The sequence below is a fragment of the Coriobacteriia bacterium genome (assembly GCA_016649875.1).
In the GTDB taxonomy this organism is placed as follows: Bacteria; Actinomycetota; Coriobacteriia; order WRKU01; family JAENWW01; genus JAENWW01.
Map to the genome: position 1 here is coordinate 1 of JAENWW010000006.1, position 15,527 is coordinate 15,527.

Here is a 15,527-nt window from a genome sequence, read left to right on the forward strand (position 1 = left end):
AAAGTAGCAGCAGCTCAATCGGCAATGGTTTACGGTAGCCTCGTTAAGTAGGCGAATAATTTTTAAGGAGCACCATGGATTACGATGTAAAAGATCTCTCGCTCGCAGATGCAGGCAAGGATAGAATCGAGTGGGCTGATAGGGATATGCCCGTCCTGGCCCAAATTCGTGAGCGTTTCGCGAAAGAACGCCCCTTCGAGGGGAAGCGTGTGTCGGGGTGCATGCATGTCACCACCGAGACCGCAAACTTAATGCGCGCGTTCGCCGCAGGTGGAGCGGATATAAGTCTCTGTGCCTCGAATCCCCTTTCGACGCAAGACGATGTCGCCGCCGCACTCGTCAAGCACTACGGTGTGTCCGTTCACGCCATCAAGGGTGAGGATACCGAGACGTATTTCGGTCACATCGATGCGGTTATCGCCACCCACCCTCAAATCACCATGGACGACGGGTGCGATGTCGTGAGCCGTATCCACGCGAAATTTCCCGAGGTGCTTCCCGATATCATCGGTGGTACCGAGGAGACGACGACCGGTGTTATTCGCCTCAAAGCGATGATGAAGGACGGCGCACTCAAATATCCGATCGTCGCGGTCAACGACGCGGACACCAAGCACATGTTCGACAACCGTTACGGTACCGGACAATCAACTATCGATGGCATCATTCGCGCGACGAACCGCCTTCTGGCCGGTCGCACCATGGTCGTTTCCGGTTACGGATGGTGCGGCAAAGGCGCTTCGATGCGCGCTCGCGGTCTCGGCGCGAAGGTAACCATCTGCGAAGTCGATCCTTTGAAGGCACTCGAAGCGGTTATGGACGGTTTTCGCGTGATGCCGGCAGCCCAGGCGGCGAAAGAAGCCGATATCTGGGTCACGGTGACCGGCGACTTGAACGTCATCGACGCCCCTGCATTCGAGAACATGAAGTCCGAAGCGATTATCTGCAACTCGGGTCATTTTAACGCTGAAATCAACATTCCGTGGATGCGCGAGCATGCGACATCCGTGCGCACCGTGAAGCCGATGGTCGAAGAATTCACGATGCCTGACGGTCGGATCATGTACCTTCTTGCCGAGGGGCGTTTGGTAAACCTCTCCTGCGCCGAGGGACACCCCGCCAGCGTCATGGACATGAGCTTTGCCAATCAGGCGCTTGCTGCGGAATGGATTATTAAGAACTCTTCATCGCTTTCCGCGGGGGTTTACGATATGCCTGCCGACATCGATGCGGAAATCGCTCGTCTCAAACTGGAGACCATGGGAGTTGAAATCGATACGCTCACTCCCGCACAGGAGAAGTATCTCAATAGCTGGACAGAGGGAACCGTTTAATATACAATTCTTACTTGCGCAAAAATTATGAAATGATTTTTGTATATGGACCGTTAGCTCAGCTGGTAGAGCAGGGGACTCTTAATCCCAAGGTCGTAGGTTCGACCCCTACACGGTCCACCATAGTCGTTGCGAGAAGGCGCCCGAGAACAGGCGCTTTCTTTTTTTGTAATATCTTTGTGCGGAAATCGCAAAGTGAAAGCGAGGAAATATGCGGACTTGCTGGTGGCATTTGCAGTTTCGGGGTTATGGCATGGAGTCGGTCTGACATACCTCGCACGGGGTTTACTCAACGGATTTTATCAAATCGTGGGACAATTGCTCGCACCTTTCAATCGTAGGGTAGGGTGTTCTTTCGCGCGAAGACAATCGGGGGGCACCTTCAATGCTTCAAATTTCGTATACAATCAATTCTAGAAATATTCAGTGAGGGAAAAGTTGTGGCTCGGCAGAGTGGCTTCCGTTCACGCTATCGAGTTTTCGAAAAACCTGCTACTATTGCTAATGCTGACTGAGCGAATATCGCGAACCGATACGCTCTCGTCGAATAACGCGGGCGTGGCGGAATTGGCAGACGCGCTAGATTTAGGTTCTAGTGGGTAATACCCGTGAAGGTTCAAGTCCTTTCGCCCGCACCATTTCGTCATCTCGGCGGTCCGCAAAGTTTGCGGCCGTTCATTTATTTTTGAAAGGAACCAACGTGCTTAAAACAAACGCTGAGACTCTCGAAGACAACAAAGTAAAGCTCACCGTCACCATCGACTCTGAAAAAGTCGATGAGGCGGTTAAAGCGGCTTTCAAGAAGCTTTCCAAGGAGGTCCATATTCCGGGATTCCGTCAGGGAAAGATTCCTCGTAAAATGCTCGAACAATCCGTGGGGACCGAATATGTGGTGGCACAGGCCGCCGAGGACCTCATCAACAGCACGTACGGCCTTGCTCTCGACGCTGAATCCCTTCGCGCTATCGGCGACCCTGATTTCGGCGACCCCGAGGAGCTCAAAGAGGGCGCCGAGTTTACCTATGTCGTGACCGCCGAAACTCGTCCCGAGCTTAAGCTGAAGTCATCTTCCGTCGAGATCGCGATGCCCCCGCGCGAAACGACCGAGGCTGAAATCGATGCTCAGATGGAAGACACGCGTGAGCGTCTCGCCGGACTCGAGCCCGTCGAGGACCGCGCGGTTGAAGCGGGCGATTTTGTGATGATATCCTTCAAGTCGACGCTTGACGGCGAGGCCTATGAGGGCTCGTCAATCGATAAATACATGTACGAACTCGGCCAAGGATCCATGCCGCAAGATTTCGAGACACCGATTATCGGTGCGAAATCCGGCGATAAGGTCGTCGCCGAATTCGTCGTAGAGGATTTGGGTGAAAACGTAGAGTATGCGGGAAAGGCACTGCATTTCGATATCGAGATTCACGAGATCAAGCAAAAGGTTCTTCCGGAGGCGAATGATGAGTTCGCCACTCAGGCGGGATTCGAGTCGATTGAAGACATGCGTAAGGAAATCAAGTCATACATCGATTCGCAGAAAGCGCAGTCATACGACCGTATTCTCGATGAGCGCCTCACCGGCGCTCTCGCAGACCGGCTCGACGGTGAAATTTCAGACGTGATTATCGAGTCACGCAAAGCTTCTTTGAAGCGCGAGTTCGAAAGTATGCTCAAAGAGCGCGATATCGAGTTCGATCAGTACCTGAAGATGTCGAATATCGACCCCGAGCAATACGATGAGGATCTTTCGGTTCAAGCGAGTATCGCTTCCGCCAACGATTTGGCACTGGAGGCTTTGGCGCGTGAGCAAAACCTCGAGGCAACGCAAGACGACGTCGCAAAAGAATTCGAAGAAATCGCCACTGCGCTCAACACGAGCGTCGAGGAGGCGCGTGCGAAGTGGACCGAATTCGGTCTCATCACTTCGCTTCACGATGAAATAGCACGCAAGAAAGCACTCGAGTGGTTACGTAAAAATGCGACCGTCACTATTGACGAGAGCGCCAATTGATCAGGAGGCCAGGTATCATGACGGATTGTATTTCAAGGCAACATACCATCACCGATGAACTCGTTCCGATGGTCGTCGAGCAAACCTCACGCGGTGAGCGCAGTTTCGATATCTACTCTCGTCTGCTCAACGATCGTATCGTATTCCTCGGATCTGAGGTCAATGAAGTAACCGCGAGCCTCGTAATCGCCCAGCTTTTGCATTTGGAGAGCGTCGATCCCGAAAAGGACATCAATTTTTATATCAACTCACCGGGCGGTTCGGTTACCGACGGCCTTGCGATTTATGACACGATGCAGTTTATAAAGCCCGATATTTCCACCATCTGCATGGGTCAGTGCGCAAGCATGGCCGCCGTCCTTTTCGCCGCGGGCACGAAGGGCAAGCGCTACGTGCTTCCTCATGCGCGAGTTTTGATCCACCAGCCTCTCGGTGGAGCGCAGGGACAGGCTTCCGACATCGCGATTCAGGCTGAGGAAATCCTCCGCATGCGCGATCAACTCAACATTATTTTGTCCGAGCACACCGGGCAGACGGTCGAAAAGATACACAAAGATACCGATCGCGACAACATCATGATGGCGGCCGACGCCGTGGCGTACGGTCTGGCGGATGCCGTCTTGGACAGTAGAAAGAATATTGAGGAAAAATAGTGGCACACGATGACACATTCGATCCGAACGGTTTTGCGACTCCGGTAGACGACTCGGATGTTCGCTGTTCATTTTGCGGGCGCGATCGCACGCAAGTTCTCAAGCTCGTCGCAGGACCCGGCGGTGCCTACATCTGTGATGAGTGCATCGAACTGTGCAATGACATCGTGGCTGACGAAATGGCCTCCCTCGAGCATCCCGAGAAAGAGTTCGTTCTCGAAAACCTGCCGACTCCTCGGGAGATTCACGATGAACTCGATGAGTATGTCATCGGGCAAGATCGTGCGAAGAAGGTTCTTTCCGTGGCTGTCCACAATCATTACAAGCGTGTGATGCTCGGCGAGTCCGACGGAGAAGATGAAACGGAGCTCTCCAAGTCGAACATCTTGTTGCTCGGCCCCACGGGTACGGGAAAGACGCTCCTCGCCCAAACACTCGCGCGCGTGCTCGACGTTCCTTTCGCCATTGCCGATGCGACGGCGCTGACTGAAGCCGGCTACGTCGGTGAAGATGTAGAGAATATTTTATTGAAAATCATAACGGCGGCCGATTACGATGTGGCTCGTGCCGAGATCGGCATCATTTATGTCGATGAAATCGATAAGATTGCGCGAAAGGCCGAAAATCTTTCGATAACGCGCGATGTTTCCGGTGAAGGAGTCCAACAGGCGCTCCTCAAGATTCTGGAGGGCACCGAGGCCTCCGTTCCTCCGCAAGGCGGACGTAAACATCCTCAGCAAGAACTCATAAAAATCGATACCACCAACATCCTCTTCATTTTGGGCGGTGCGTTCGTCGGTCTCGATAAAATCGTCGCCGAGCGTGAAGGCAAGGGCGGCGTGGGTTTTGCTTCGAAGCTTTCGAATGCGCAAAAGCATTCGTCGAATGAGCTGTATGCCCAGGCGCGGGCCGAAGACTTGCATACGTTCGGCCTCATCCCCGAATTCGTCGGTCGCATCCCGGTGGTCACCACTCTCAACGAGCTGACGATCAAGGATTTGGTACATATTCTCACGGAGCCGAAAAATGCGCTCGTCAAGCAGTATAAACGGCTCTTCGCGCTTGAAGATGTCGACCTCGAGTTCGGGAAAGACGCTTTGCAAGAGATCGCGGAGCAGGCGATTAAGCGAGGAATCGGCGCTCGTGGGCTTCGTTCGATTTGCGAGGAGATCCTCCTCGACATAATGTATGAGATTCCCAGCGACAAAAGAATTGCCAAAGTCACCATCACCGCCGAGACGGTTTTGGGTGAGGAAACTCCCATTATCAAGCGTAAGAAACTTTCTTAGTTTGCATCCGGACAACATTTGCACGTGACGGTGGGAGAATAACACGATGGAGCGTATACTCCTCGATATGGAAAGAATCAACTCATATCGAGTGCAGGGCGCTCCATTTTTGCGTCTCCTCAGGCGTACGGCGCTCTGCGTCTGTGCTTTCGTGCTCATCGGCCCGGCTACTGCCGTGGCCGTTCCGCGTGTTTCGCTCAAATCATATTCCCGCACGCTCAAAAAGAGCATCTCCCCTGCGACGTATTCCTTCGTTTCGAACGAGACGGGTACTGCCGTTCTTTCAATCACCGATTCGAAAGGGCGATATATCAACCGGTCTTCAAAAAATATCGCTAAAGGAAAGACGTATTCTTTGAGTTGGAACGGTCGGGTGGCACGTAGCAATGCAATCGGGAAAGAATCTAATGATTACGTTTCATCGGGAACCTATCGTGCAACGATAAAAGTGACCGGTAAGAGCGGCGTGAAAGTGACGGCGAAATCGGTTCGAGTCACCTCGAACGCAAAGCCGACCATCACCGCCGTGAACATCCCCTCATCAGTCACGCCTTCTGCTTTTTCGGGAGCGAAAACGGTGAGATACATCGCGCGGATATCGCGCACGAACGATATCTTCATGCAGGTAATCGATCAAAGAACAAAGAAGATAATCACACAAAAAAAATATAGGGACAAAACCGCCGGCGTCGCATTTTCGATGTATTGGGACGGACAAATCAACAAGGCCGGCTCCGTTAAAATAACGACCGGTGCCTCCGCGGTAAAAGGAGATGTGGCTCCTCCCGGGAAATATACGTTACGCCTCGTTTCAAACGGGGCCTCATATTCCAAAACAATATCCGTCAAGCCGGCTAAGGTGGCAAGTGCAGTCATCGGCGTTTCACAGACCACGTTGGTTTACGGCTCGCATGAAGCGCTCACGTCCCGTGTCATTCCTCGGGGAGTGACTGACTCGAACGTCACGTGGAAGAGCTCGAATACCTCTCTGGCGACAGTTGGCGCCAATGGTGTCGTCACGGCGAAATCAGGCAGAGAGGGTTCTGTGGCAATAACAGCGACATCGATTCTCACGCCGACCGTCTCAAAGACAACTAAAATTTCCATATCCTCCGGATCGAAACTGAAGGTCGCCGATTGTGCCGTTGCGAAATGGTGTCTCTACGGCTATGCGAAAACCCTCCCCGGAACCGTGTCGTCGAATTCGTCGATCAAATGGGTTTCGGTCAGCATCCTCAATGAAAAGGGCGAAGCCGAGATTTCCAAAACGGTCAAAGCGGGGGATCCGTCCTTTTCCGGCGGAACCGCCTTCTCGATTAAAAATGGTATAGACAAATATATTTCTTTTGCAAAATTATCCGCAGGTAAGAAAACGCTTGTGGTGACAGCCACTGACGAGGTAGTTTCCCGCACATTGTACTCGCAGACGTTTTGGATTGTCGGGCCTACGCGATATAAGACGTTTTGGACCGATCGGGTAAGTACGTGGGCATATCCGCTCGATGGGAAGAACACGGGTAATACGAGCGCTTTTGGCAGTTACCGAGACGGCGGTGCCAGGGCACATGCCGCAATCGATCTCATCGAGCCTGTCGGAACAAAAGTATATGCTATGACCGACGGTGTCGTCGAAAGGATCAGTGTGGGCACCTATTATGCCGGTACCGGTGCCGTGCAAGTCAAGAATACCGATGGTTCCGTCATATGGTATTGCGAAGTCAAGGCCGCCACAGGTTTGAAAGTCGGTAGCAAGGTCAAAAAGAATCAATTGATCGCCGCCATGCAACTTAACCATTACGGTACGTCCATGCTTCATCTTGAGGCGTATTCCGGCAAATCGAGTGGGAATCTGTCCCAAACCAACAGCAACGACACCTATGACAACGTCACGGCTGTGCATTTCAACCGCCGCCGCGACTTGATCAGCCCGATGGGAGTGCTCGGACTCAACATGCCCTCTTCGCGTACCGTGGCCAAGTAGGATCGGTCGGGGTGACGTGTACTGGGGGAATCGTTCGGTGTTAAAAGCCGCCGGGCATGCTAAAATCAAATATCTGTCTCTAAGAAAAAAGCCTTGTAACGCATGGGCTTTTTATCATTTTACAAGAAAGCGATACGTATGACCGAGATGAACACGCAGTACAATCCCAAGGATATCGAAGGCCCGATTTTCGACTCATGGATGAAGGGTGGGTACTTCAAACAAGATATCGTCGGAGGAAAAGACCCTTTCGTCGTGGTGATTCCTCCTCCGAATGTCACGGGCGTTTTGCATATGGGTCACGCCCTCAATGATACGATTCAAGATACGATTGTGCGTCGTCAGCGGATGACGGGACGCCCGACTCTGTGGGTGCTCGGTACCGACCATGCCGGAATCGCCACGCAAAATAAAGTGGAACAGCGCTTGGCGAAGCAAGGAAAAACCCGATTCGATGTGGGCCGCGAGGCGTTTATCGAGGAGTGCTGGAAGTGGCGCGAGGAGCACGGTTCGACCATCGTCGAGCAGATCAAGCGCATGGGATGTTCGTGCGATTATTCCGATGAGTGGTTTACGATGAACGAGTCGTATCAAAAGGCGGTTCGCGAGACGTTCGTGAAGTGGTGGAACGACGGTTATGTGTATCGGGGAAATCGCATCATAAACTGGTGCCCCCGTTGCGGGACGGCACTGGCAGATGATGAAGTCGAGCATGAGGATACCGCCGGGCATCTGTGGCATATTCGCTATCCTCTCGATAAGCCCATCGGTGACATCACCCATGCGGTCATCGCCACGACGCGACCCGAGACCATGCTGGGCGATGTCGCGATTGCCGTGCACCCGCAAGACGAGCGGTATGCCGCTCTTGTGGGGACGACGGCGTCCTTGCCGTTGGTCGGACGGAAAATCTCTATCATCGCCGACGAATACGTCGACCGAGATTTCGGCACTGGTATGGTGAAAATCACTCCTGCGCACGACCCCAACGACTTCGAAGTGGGGGAGCGTCATAATCTCGAGAAAATCAACGTGATGACCGCGGATGCCCACATCAACGAGCTCGGTGGCAAGTACGCGGGCATGGAACGCTACGAAGCGCGCGAGGCCATTTTGTCCGACCTTGAGGCCGGTGGCTATCTTGTGAAGACCGAGGAGCACCAGCATGCGGTGGGACAATGCTATCGCTGCCATACGGTCGTCGAGCCGTGGCTTTCGAACCAGTGGTTCGTCGATATCCAAAGGCTCGTGGGACCCGCAATCGATGCGGTCAAAAACGGAGAGGTATCGTTTCATCCGGCCCGTTTTGCCAATACCTATCTCAGCTGGATGGAAAATATTCGAAACTGGTGTGTTTCACGGCAGCTTTGGTGGGGGCATCGCATACCGGTGTTTTATTGTGATGCATGCGGTGAAACGGTTGCGAGCATTGAAGATGTCACCGTTTGCCCGAAGTGTGGAGGAGCAGTCCGCCAAGACGAAGACGTGCTCGATACCTGGTTTTCAAGTCAACTTTGGCCGTTTGCCGTGTTCGGCTGGCCTGAAAAGTCTGAAAAACTCGACTATTTTTATCCGACGAGTGTTCTCTCGACCGCACGCGACATCATCAATCTATGGGTTTCTCGCATGATCGTCGCCGGAACCTATTTCATGGACGGGCAAGTTCCCTTCAGCGACGTTATCATCCACCCGACCGTGCTCGACAAGCAGGGACGCCGTATGAGCAAGTCGCTCGGAAACGGAATAGATCCCATCGAGCTGATAGACTCATACGGCGCCGATGCGATGCGTTTCGGTTTGCTCGTGCAAGTGACCGGTTCGCAGGATATGAAGTTCGATGCGGAAAAACTCGCCGCGTATCGCAATTTTGCCAATAAAATCTGGAATGCCAGCCGATTCGTACTGATGAATTGCGAAGACTACGTGCCTCAGGCGCCCGACCCCCAAACCGTCGCAGATCGTTGGATTCTCTCGCGTCTTGCCGAGCTTACGCGCGCGGTGAGCGACGGTATCGACGCGTTCGAATTCGGTGAAGTCACCCGTTTGCTTTACAATTTCTTTTGGAACGAATTTTGCAACTGGTATATCGAATTCGCAAAAGCGCAGCTTTCCGAGACGGCGGATCGTCGCCGAAGCACACTGAGTGTGTTGGTGTTCGTGCTCGATAAGGCCCTGCGTTTGCTCCACCCGGAGATGCCGTTCATAACCGAAGAAATTTGGCGCAATCTGCCACTGCGCGAAGAGGATAAGGCCGAATCGTTGATGATTGCCGCATGGCCGACCGCAAACGAAATGGATGCCTATCGTGAAATGCGTGCTGAAACAGCAATCGAACTCGTCAAAGCGGTCGTTTCCAGTGTCCGCTCGGTGCGTGCGCGCTATGGAATCAGCCCACGCGAGTCTTTGGACTGTGTGGTGAATGCGAATGACGAGAAGGCGGTATCCCTCCTTCTCGACGAGGCGAACCTCATCGAGAAATTGGGCAATATCGCCGACTTGAGTGTCAGTTCGAAGCATCAAAAGCCTGAGCAGGCGGTAGTCTATGTCGAGCAGGGTCTCGATATCTATATTCCGCTCAAAGGGCTCGTCGATTTGGATGCCGAGTTGAGAAAACTCATCGGTCAGCGAGAGAAGCTCGTTGTCGATTTGGCTAAATTCGACAAGAAGCTTTCCAACCCCGGTTTCCTCGCAAAAGCCGCACCCGAAATCGTTGCGAAAGACACCGCGAAAGCCGCCGAGATACGCGAGCAGGTCGCATCGGTGGATGCACAGATTAAAGAGCTCGATTGAGAGCAGTGGAATACGGTAACGACATATATACGTATGAAGAAGCGCTCGCCGAGTTGAGGCGGGCGCTTACCTTCGGAATCAATCCCTCGCTTGAGCGCTTGCAACTCCTTGCACAAGAGCTCGGATCCCCTCAGGCGGCATTTGTGCCTTTGCAAATCACTGGAACCAATGGGAAAACCTCGACGGTTCGGCTCATCGATGCTTTTTTGCGCGCGTCGGGTGTGCGAAGCGCATTTTATACCAGCCCCGAACTCATCGATGACACCGAGCGCATCGTCATCGGTGGAAAACCGATCTCTGAAAAAGACTTCGCCGCCGGCCTCAATGAGGTGCTTGCGGCTCGCGCTCGCCTTGAAGAAAAGGGAAAGGACGATATCGCCCAAATAACGCAGTTCGAGCTCTTGACCGCTCTGGCATTCGTGGCTTTTCGCAACGCCCGAGTGGATTTCGGCGTTCTCGAAGTCGGTCTCGGCGGGCGATGGGACGCGACGAGCGTCGTCGATCCGTCCGTGGCGGTGATTACCGGCATAGGGCTCGATCATATGAAGATACTCGGGGACACGCGAGAAGAGATTGCCGCAGATAAGGCGATGATCATCAAACCCGGCTGTACGCCGGTGCTCGGCGCCGGCTTCGATGACGTTCTTCCGATATTTTTGGATAGGTGTGTAGATCTCGGCCTTCATCCGCGCTTGGTTCGCAGAGGCGATGAGTCCACAGATGTTGCCGAAGAACTGACTACGCGTATGTATACCGAATCGGTTGAGAGGAATGTGGAATCGCTTCTCAAGACGACTTTTTCGGTCAAGACCCCGCATTCGTTTTATGGGAGGCTAACCATAAACGCTCCCGAATATCAGGCCCGAAATGCCGCGGTCGCCCTCACCGCCGCTGAAGCCGCGCTCGGCCGGGCGCTCGACGAGAGCGATGTACGGCGTGCGCTTGACGACGTGACGTTTCCTGCACGTTTCGAAGTGCTGCGCACAAGCCCCTACTTGATTTTCGATGGTGGTCATAATCCGCAGGCCGCGACGTATTTGGCGCAAAGTCTCGCGCTTGCCGGCGTGAGGCCGATAGTTGCGTTCGGTGCTTTCGCCGACAAGGACGTCGAAGGAATCGTGAAGGCGCTCCTCCCGTCGGTCGCAGGTTTTATCGCGCTGGATACGAACAATCCGCGCGCAATGGGAGCAGTCGAGTTGGCCGGGCGCATCGAGTCGATTACGGATTCTTCGGTGCTCGGTGTTTTGAAGAACCCCACTCTTGAAGACATACTGCAGATTTCAAGAGACGCACCCCTTGTCATTACAGGGAGCCTCAGCCTCTATATTCTGCTAAAATCATAGAGTATCAACGACATCTGACGAATACGAGGAAGCTATGTCTGAATTGCTTTCACCCATATTGAATAGTTCATCTTTTCAGGTCGTGTCAATGATTACGGGCGTTCTCAGTCTCTTTTTTACGTGTATATTTCTCTTTTGGGTGTTTCGTGACGCGCAAAAGAGAGGATGGCATCCGGCGCTTGTCACCGGCTTTTCTGCAACCGCCGCAATCGTTGCGGCGGTGTCGGGCAGCACACTTCCGACATACGGATTTGCACCGACCGGGCTGTTTACTCTCGTGGCCGTGCTTGTGTGCTACATATTTTATCTCGCCGTTCGTCCTCCTGAATTTCTTCAAGATGCGCGAGAGCGCAAACTCAGCATTTTACTTTTGGATGTGGAACTTGAAAACGATGCGTGCCCGCATTGCCACGCAGGAATCGAACCGGATTTTTTGGTATGCCCGGCTTGCGGAAAGACTTTGCGAACACCGTGCGAGCATTGCGGTCGGCCGGTGAAGATGAAGTGGAAGATTTGTCCCTACTGCAAAGCGCATTAAAATATAGTTCATCTAAGGAGAATGGTCTGCCGTTATGATTAAAATTTCACTTCCGGATAACTCGGTAAAAGAGCTCGAAACAGGTGCTTCGGTGCACGATGTCGCCGCGGCGATAGGTGCTCGTTTGGCCGCCGCCGCACTTGCGGGTAAAGTCAACGGGGCACTCGTCGACACGTCCACGGTGGTGAACGACGGTGATGCGGTGGAGATAATCACCGAAAAAAGCCCTGAGGCACTCGATCTTTTGCGCCACTCGACGACACACCTCATGGCCGAGGCAGTGGCCGATCTCTATCCGGGGACTAAATTCGGTATAGGTCCGTCAATCGAAGACGGTTTTTACTATGACTTTGAGACGGACCATGCGTTTTCTCCGCAAGACCTCGAGGTAATCGAGAAACGTATGCATGAGCTTGCAAAGGATGCCAAACATTTCGAACGCAGTGTGGTTTCGCGTAACGAAGCTCTCAAAGATTTCGCCGGGCAAGAATATAAACAAGAGTTGATATCCGAACTTTCGGAAGGCGAGCCCATCTCGGTGTACTCCAACGGAGTGTTTGCCGATCTCTGCCGTGGTCCCCATGTGCCGAATGCATCTTTCATCAAGGCATTCAAACTCATGAAAGTCGCCGGCGCTTATTGGCGGGGCAGCTCGGATCGCCCCATGTTGCAACGTATTTACGGTACCGCATGGTTCAATCAAAAAGATCTCGAAGCCTATACCACGCGTCTGGAGGAAGCCGAGCGTCGTGACCATCGCAAGCTCGGTAAGCAACTCGACCTCTTCAGTTTTCCCGAGATTGCAGGTCCCGGATTGCCGGTCTACCATCCCAAAGGGGCACGTACGCTGCGTCTTTTGCAGGACTGGCTCCGCGCGACGCTTTACAAACGTGGATACGAAGAGGTGATCACGCCGCACATCTACAAATCCGAAGTCTGGAAGATCTCGGGGCACTATGATAACTACAAGGATGACATGTACTTCTTCAATGTGAACGAGGGCGAAGGGCGTGTCAGCGAATACGGCGTGAAGCCGATGAACTGTCCCGGTCACATGATGATTTACGGCGCGAACATCCATAGCTATCGCGAACTGCCCATGCGGCTCTTCGAATTCGGCACGGTGTATCGCCACGAGCTTTCCGGCGTCGTGCACGGTCTTATGCGTGCTCGCGGTTTCACTCAAGACGATGCTCACATATTCTGCCGTCCTGATCAGGTGCCTGAAGAGGTGAACCGGATTCTCGACCTCGTCGACTACGTCATGGGAGTCTTCGGGTTCGAGTACAGCGCGGAAGTCTCGACTCGTCCGGAGAAGTCGATCGGCGACGACGCGATGTGGGAAGTGACGACGAATGTGCTCAAAGACACGCTCGATAAGCGCGGCGTCGAGTACGAGGTCAACGAAGGCGACGGAGCATTCTACGGTCCGAAGATCGACATCAAGCTTCGCGACGCAATCGGACGTACGTGGCAGTGCTCGACAATCCAGTTCGATGCATTCCTTCCCGAGCGTTTCGAGCTCGAGTACCGGACGGCCGAAAACACCACTGCGCGCCCCGTCATGCTTCACCGCACCATCCTCGGCTCGATGGAGCGTTTCTTCGGCATCTTGATCGAGCACTATGCGGGAGCATTCCCCACATGGTTGGCGCCTGTGCAGGCAGAAATAATCCCCATCAGCGACGACCAGATTCCTTATGCTCGTGAAGTTGCAGATAAGCTCGCCGATGCAGGTGTCCGTGTCGAAATCGACGACTCCAATGAGCGGATGAATGCGAAAATCGCACGAGCCCAGGTACAAAAAGTTCCCTACATGGTGGTTCTCGGCAAGAAAGAAGCGGAGAGCGGAGATATTTCGGTGCGACATCGTAGCGAAGGTGATCTCGGAGCATGTAAAATCTCTGTGCTTGCCGATAGGATAAAAAAGGAAATTCCTCTAGTGTAATTAATCGGTAGAAAGTGATTTACATATCCTGTTTTTTTGGTAGAATGAATGTAAGATTTTTCGGGGGATCGGTATCAACAGACGGTGAGGGGCTCCGGAATCGGAGCTCCTTCCATTTTTTTTGGAAGACTTTACGTTTCGGCTTCCTTGCAAAGCAAAACGGAGCCTGCTATACTTTCTATTCGCGTGTTTACACGTAAAGCGAACAACCGCACTATCGCTGGTGCTGTTGTTCCGCCCTCCGGCTTTAAAATTATTAAATGCTTGCGGGTCGACACATAGTCACAATACGTTACGATTGTTTTGTATTGTGCTCGGATGACTTTTTGTTTCCCGTCGGCCTCACACATTTCGGGCTGATGGGATTGTTAATTTTTCAGGGTCGATATGTAAGTGCGACCCGCAAAGCACCATGGAGGTGACAATTATAAGCAGCGAACATCGTGTCAACGAGGAGATCCGCTCGAGTAGATGCAGACTCATCAGCAATGAGGGCGACCAGATGGGTATTTTTGCCGTAGTCGACGCTCAACGTATTGTCGATGAACAAGGGTATGATCTTGTCGAGATCGCCTCGAATGCCGACCCGATAGTATGCAAAATCATGGATTACGGCAAATTCAAGTATGAATTGGAAATAAAAGAGAAGCAGGCTCGTAAGAATCAAATCAGGGTCGACATCAAAGAAATGAAGTTTCGGCCCAAAGTCGATAGGCATGATTACGAGACGAAGAAAAATCATATTCTGAGATTTCTGGAAAGCGGCTCGAAAGTCAAAGTGACCATCATGTTTCGCGGCCGAGAAATGTCACGACCGGAGATGGGACTCAACATCCTCGAGCAGTTGGCCAATGAGCTCGAAGGATTGGCAATTATCGAGAACCAACCGAAGCTCGAAGGTCGAAACATGCACATGTTGATTTCGCCTCTTAAGAAAAAAGAGGTTAAAGATAGTAAGGACGAATAAGGAGATTACGTATGCCAAAGATGAAAACTCATAAGGGTGCAGCTAAGCGCTTTCGTGTGACGGGCACAGGCAAGGTTATGCGGGGCAAGGCGTATAGCAGTCACATTCTCACCAAGAAGTCGCCGAAGCGTAAGCGCAACTTCCGTCAGGATGGTCTCGTGTCCGCTGCCGACACCAGTATGGTACTCAAGAAGCTGGGGCGCGGTTAACCGCACCGCTTTACTTAAGAAGGAGTGAATGATTAAATGCCACGTGTAAAACGAGCGGTTAACGCACATAAGAAGCGCCGCACAATGTTGACTCGCGCGAAGGGATATTACGGCGCGAAGAGCCGTACCTATCGTGCAGCGAAAGAGCAAGTACAGCATTCGATGCAGTATACCTACCGAGATCGCCGTAATAAGAAGCGCGAGATTCGTCGCCTTTGGATTACACGTATCAATGCAGGTGCACGCTTGAACGATATGTCGTATTCTCAGTTCATAAACGGGCTCAAGAAAGCCGATATCACGCTCGATCGTAAGATCCTTTCCGATATGGCTATCAACGATTCCGCATCATTTACCAAGCTCATCGAGGCCGCGAAGGCAGCGCTTGCGTAGAGTTCGACGGTAAGAGAACTATTGAAATCCACCTCCCTTTATCAGGGAGGTTTTTTCATATCTCATCGCACTGA

13 protein-coding genes and 2 tRNA genes are annotated in these 15,527 nt (G+C 52.7%); all 15 read left to right on the forward strand.

What is annotated here, in order from left to right; genetic code table 11:
- Positions 1 to 74: 74 nt before the first annotated feature.
- Complete coding sequence (locus tag JJE36_03235) at positions 75 to 1,334, forward strand: adenosylhomocysteinase (GenBank protein MBK5211315.1); 1,260 nt, start codon at positions 75 to 77, stop codon at positions 1,332 to 1,334.
- Positions 1,335 to 1,381: 47 nt separating this feature from the next.
- Positions 1,382 to 1,457: transfer RNA gene (locus tag JJE36_03240), tRNA-Lys, on the forward strand.
- Between the two features lie 72 nt (positions 1,458 to 1,529).
- Positions 1,530 to 1,751 (forward strand): hypothetical protein, encoded by a 222-nt coding sequence (locus tag JJE36_03245; GenBank protein ID MBK5211316.1) that lies wholly within the window; start codon positions 1,530 to 1,532, stop codon positions 1,749 to 1,751.
- A gap of 135 nt (positions 1,752 to 1,886) precedes the next feature.
- Positions 1,887 to 1,972, forward strand: a tRNA-Leu gene (locus JJE36_03250).
- Between the two features lie 62 nt (positions 1,973 to 2,034).
- The gene (tig, locus tag JJE36_03255) at positions 2,035 to 3,342 is read left to right on the forward strand and encodes a trigger factor (GenBank protein MBK5211317.1); all 1,308 of its coding nucleotides are present in this window, start codon (positions 2,035 to 2,037) and stop codon (positions 3,340 to 3,342) included.
- Between the two features lie 17 nt (positions 3,343 to 3,359).
- A complete protein-coding gene (gene clpP / locus JJE36_03260; protein ID MBK5211318.1) occupies positions 3,360 to 3,995 on the forward strand; it encodes an ATP-dependent Clp endopeptidase proteolytic subunit ClpP in 636 nt (211 codons plus the stop codon).
- Positions 3,995 to 5,284 carry an ATP-dependent Clp protease ATP-binding subunit ClpX gene (gene clpX / locus JJE36_03265; GenBank protein ID MBK5211319.1) on the forward strand — a complete coding sequence of 430 codons (1,290 nt, stop codon included), beginning with the start codon at positions 3,995 to 3,997 and terminating at the stop codon, positions 5,282 to 5,284. Before clpP ends, clpX begins: the two co-directional genes overlap by 1 nt.
- A gap of 46 nt (positions 5,285 to 5,330) precedes the next feature.
- Complete coding sequence (locus JJE36_03270; protein MBK5211320.1) at positions 5,331 to 7,265, forward strand: peptidoglycan DD-metalloendopeptidase family protein; 1,935 nt, start codon at positions 5,331 to 5,333, stop codon at positions 7,263 to 7,265.
- 138 nt (positions 7,266 to 7,403) lie between these two features.
- Positions 7,404 to 10,055 carry a valine--tRNA ligase gene (locus JJE36_03275; protein ID MBK5211321.1) on the forward strand — a complete coding sequence of 884 codons (2,652 nt, stop codon included), beginning with the start codon at positions 7,404 to 7,406 and terminating at the stop codon, positions 10,053 to 10,055.
- The gene (locus tag JJE36_03280) at positions 10,052 to 11,398 is read left to right on the forward strand and encodes a bifunctional folylpolyglutamate synthase/dihydrofolate synthase (GenBank protein ID MBK5211322.1); all 1,347 of its coding nucleotides are present in this window, start codon (positions 10,052 to 10,054) and stop codon (positions 11,396 to 11,398) included. Before JJE36_03275 ends, JJE36_03280 begins: the two co-directional genes overlap by 4 nt.
- A 34-nt stretch (positions 11,399 to 11,432) precedes the next feature.
- Entirely contained in the window at positions 11,433 to 11,936 is a 504-nt protein-coding gene (locus tag JJE36_03285) for a zinc ribbon domain-containing protein (protein MBK5211323.1), read from the forward strand.
- Positions 11,937 to 11,973: 37 nt separating this feature from the next.
- Positions 11,974 to 13,884 carry a threonine--tRNA ligase gene (thrS, locus tag JJE36_03290; protein ID MBK5211324.1) on the forward strand — a complete coding sequence of 637 codons (1,911 nt, stop codon included), beginning with the start codon at positions 11,974 to 11,976 and terminating at the stop codon, positions 13,882 to 13,884.
- A 412-nt stretch (positions 13,885 to 14,296) separates the two neighbouring features.
- Complete coding sequence (locus JJE36_03295) at positions 14,297 to 14,851, forward strand: translation initiation factor IF-3 (protein ID MBK5211325.1); 555 nt, start codon at positions 14,297 to 14,299, stop codon at positions 14,849 to 14,851.
- An 11-nt stretch (positions 14,852 to 14,862) separates the two neighbouring features.
- On the forward strand, positions 14,863 to 15,060 hold the full coding sequence (rpmI, locus tag JJE36_03300; GenBank protein MBK5211326.1) for a 50S ribosomal protein L35: 198 nt from the start codon (positions 14,863 to 14,865) through the stop codon (positions 15,058 to 15,060).
- Positions 15,061 to 15,096: 36 nt separating this feature from the next.
- Positions 15,097 to 15,453: a 50S ribosomal protein L20 gene (gene rplT / locus JJE36_03305; protein ID MBK5211327.1), complete on the forward strand. Its 357-nt coding sequence runs from the start codon at positions 15,097 to 15,099 to the stop codon at positions 15,451 to 15,453.
- Positions 15,454 to 15,527: the final 74 nt, after the last annotated feature.

What these genes read in the sequence shown, in the direction of transcription:
- rpmI (MBK5211326.1), top strand. Translation starts at nt 14,863, where the DNA reads ATGCCAAAGATGAAAACTCATAAGGGTGCAGCTAAGCGCTTTCGTGTG.
- JJE36_03275 (MBK5211321.1), top strand. Translation starts at nt 7,404, where the DNA reads ATGACCGAGATGAACACGCAGTACAATCCCAAGGATATCGAAGGCCCG.
- clpP (MBK5211318.1), top strand. Translation starts at nt 3,360, where the DNA reads ATGACGGATTGTATTTCAAGGCAACATACCATCACCGATGAACTCGTT.
- JJE36_03270 (MBK5211320.1), top strand. Translation starts at nt 5,331, where the DNA reads ATGGAGCGTATACTCCTCGATATGGAAAGAATCAACTCATATCGAGTG.
- JJE36_03285 (MBK5211323.1), top strand. Translation starts at nt 11,433, where the DNA reads ATGTCTGAATTGCTTTCACCCATATTGAATAGTTCATCTTTTCAGGTC.
- JJE36_03295 (MBK5211325.1), top strand. Translation starts at nt 14,297, where the DNA reads ATGGAGGTGACAATTATAAGCAGCGAACATCGTGTCAACGAGGAGATC.
- rplT (MBK5211327.1), top strand. Translation starts at nt 15,097, where the DNA reads ATGCCACGTGTAAAACGAGCGGTTAACGCACATAAGAAGCGCCGCACA.
- JJE36_03235 (MBK5211315.1), top strand. Translation starts at nt 75, where the DNA reads ATGGATTACGATGTAAAAGATCTCTCGCTCGCAGATGCAGGCAAGGAT.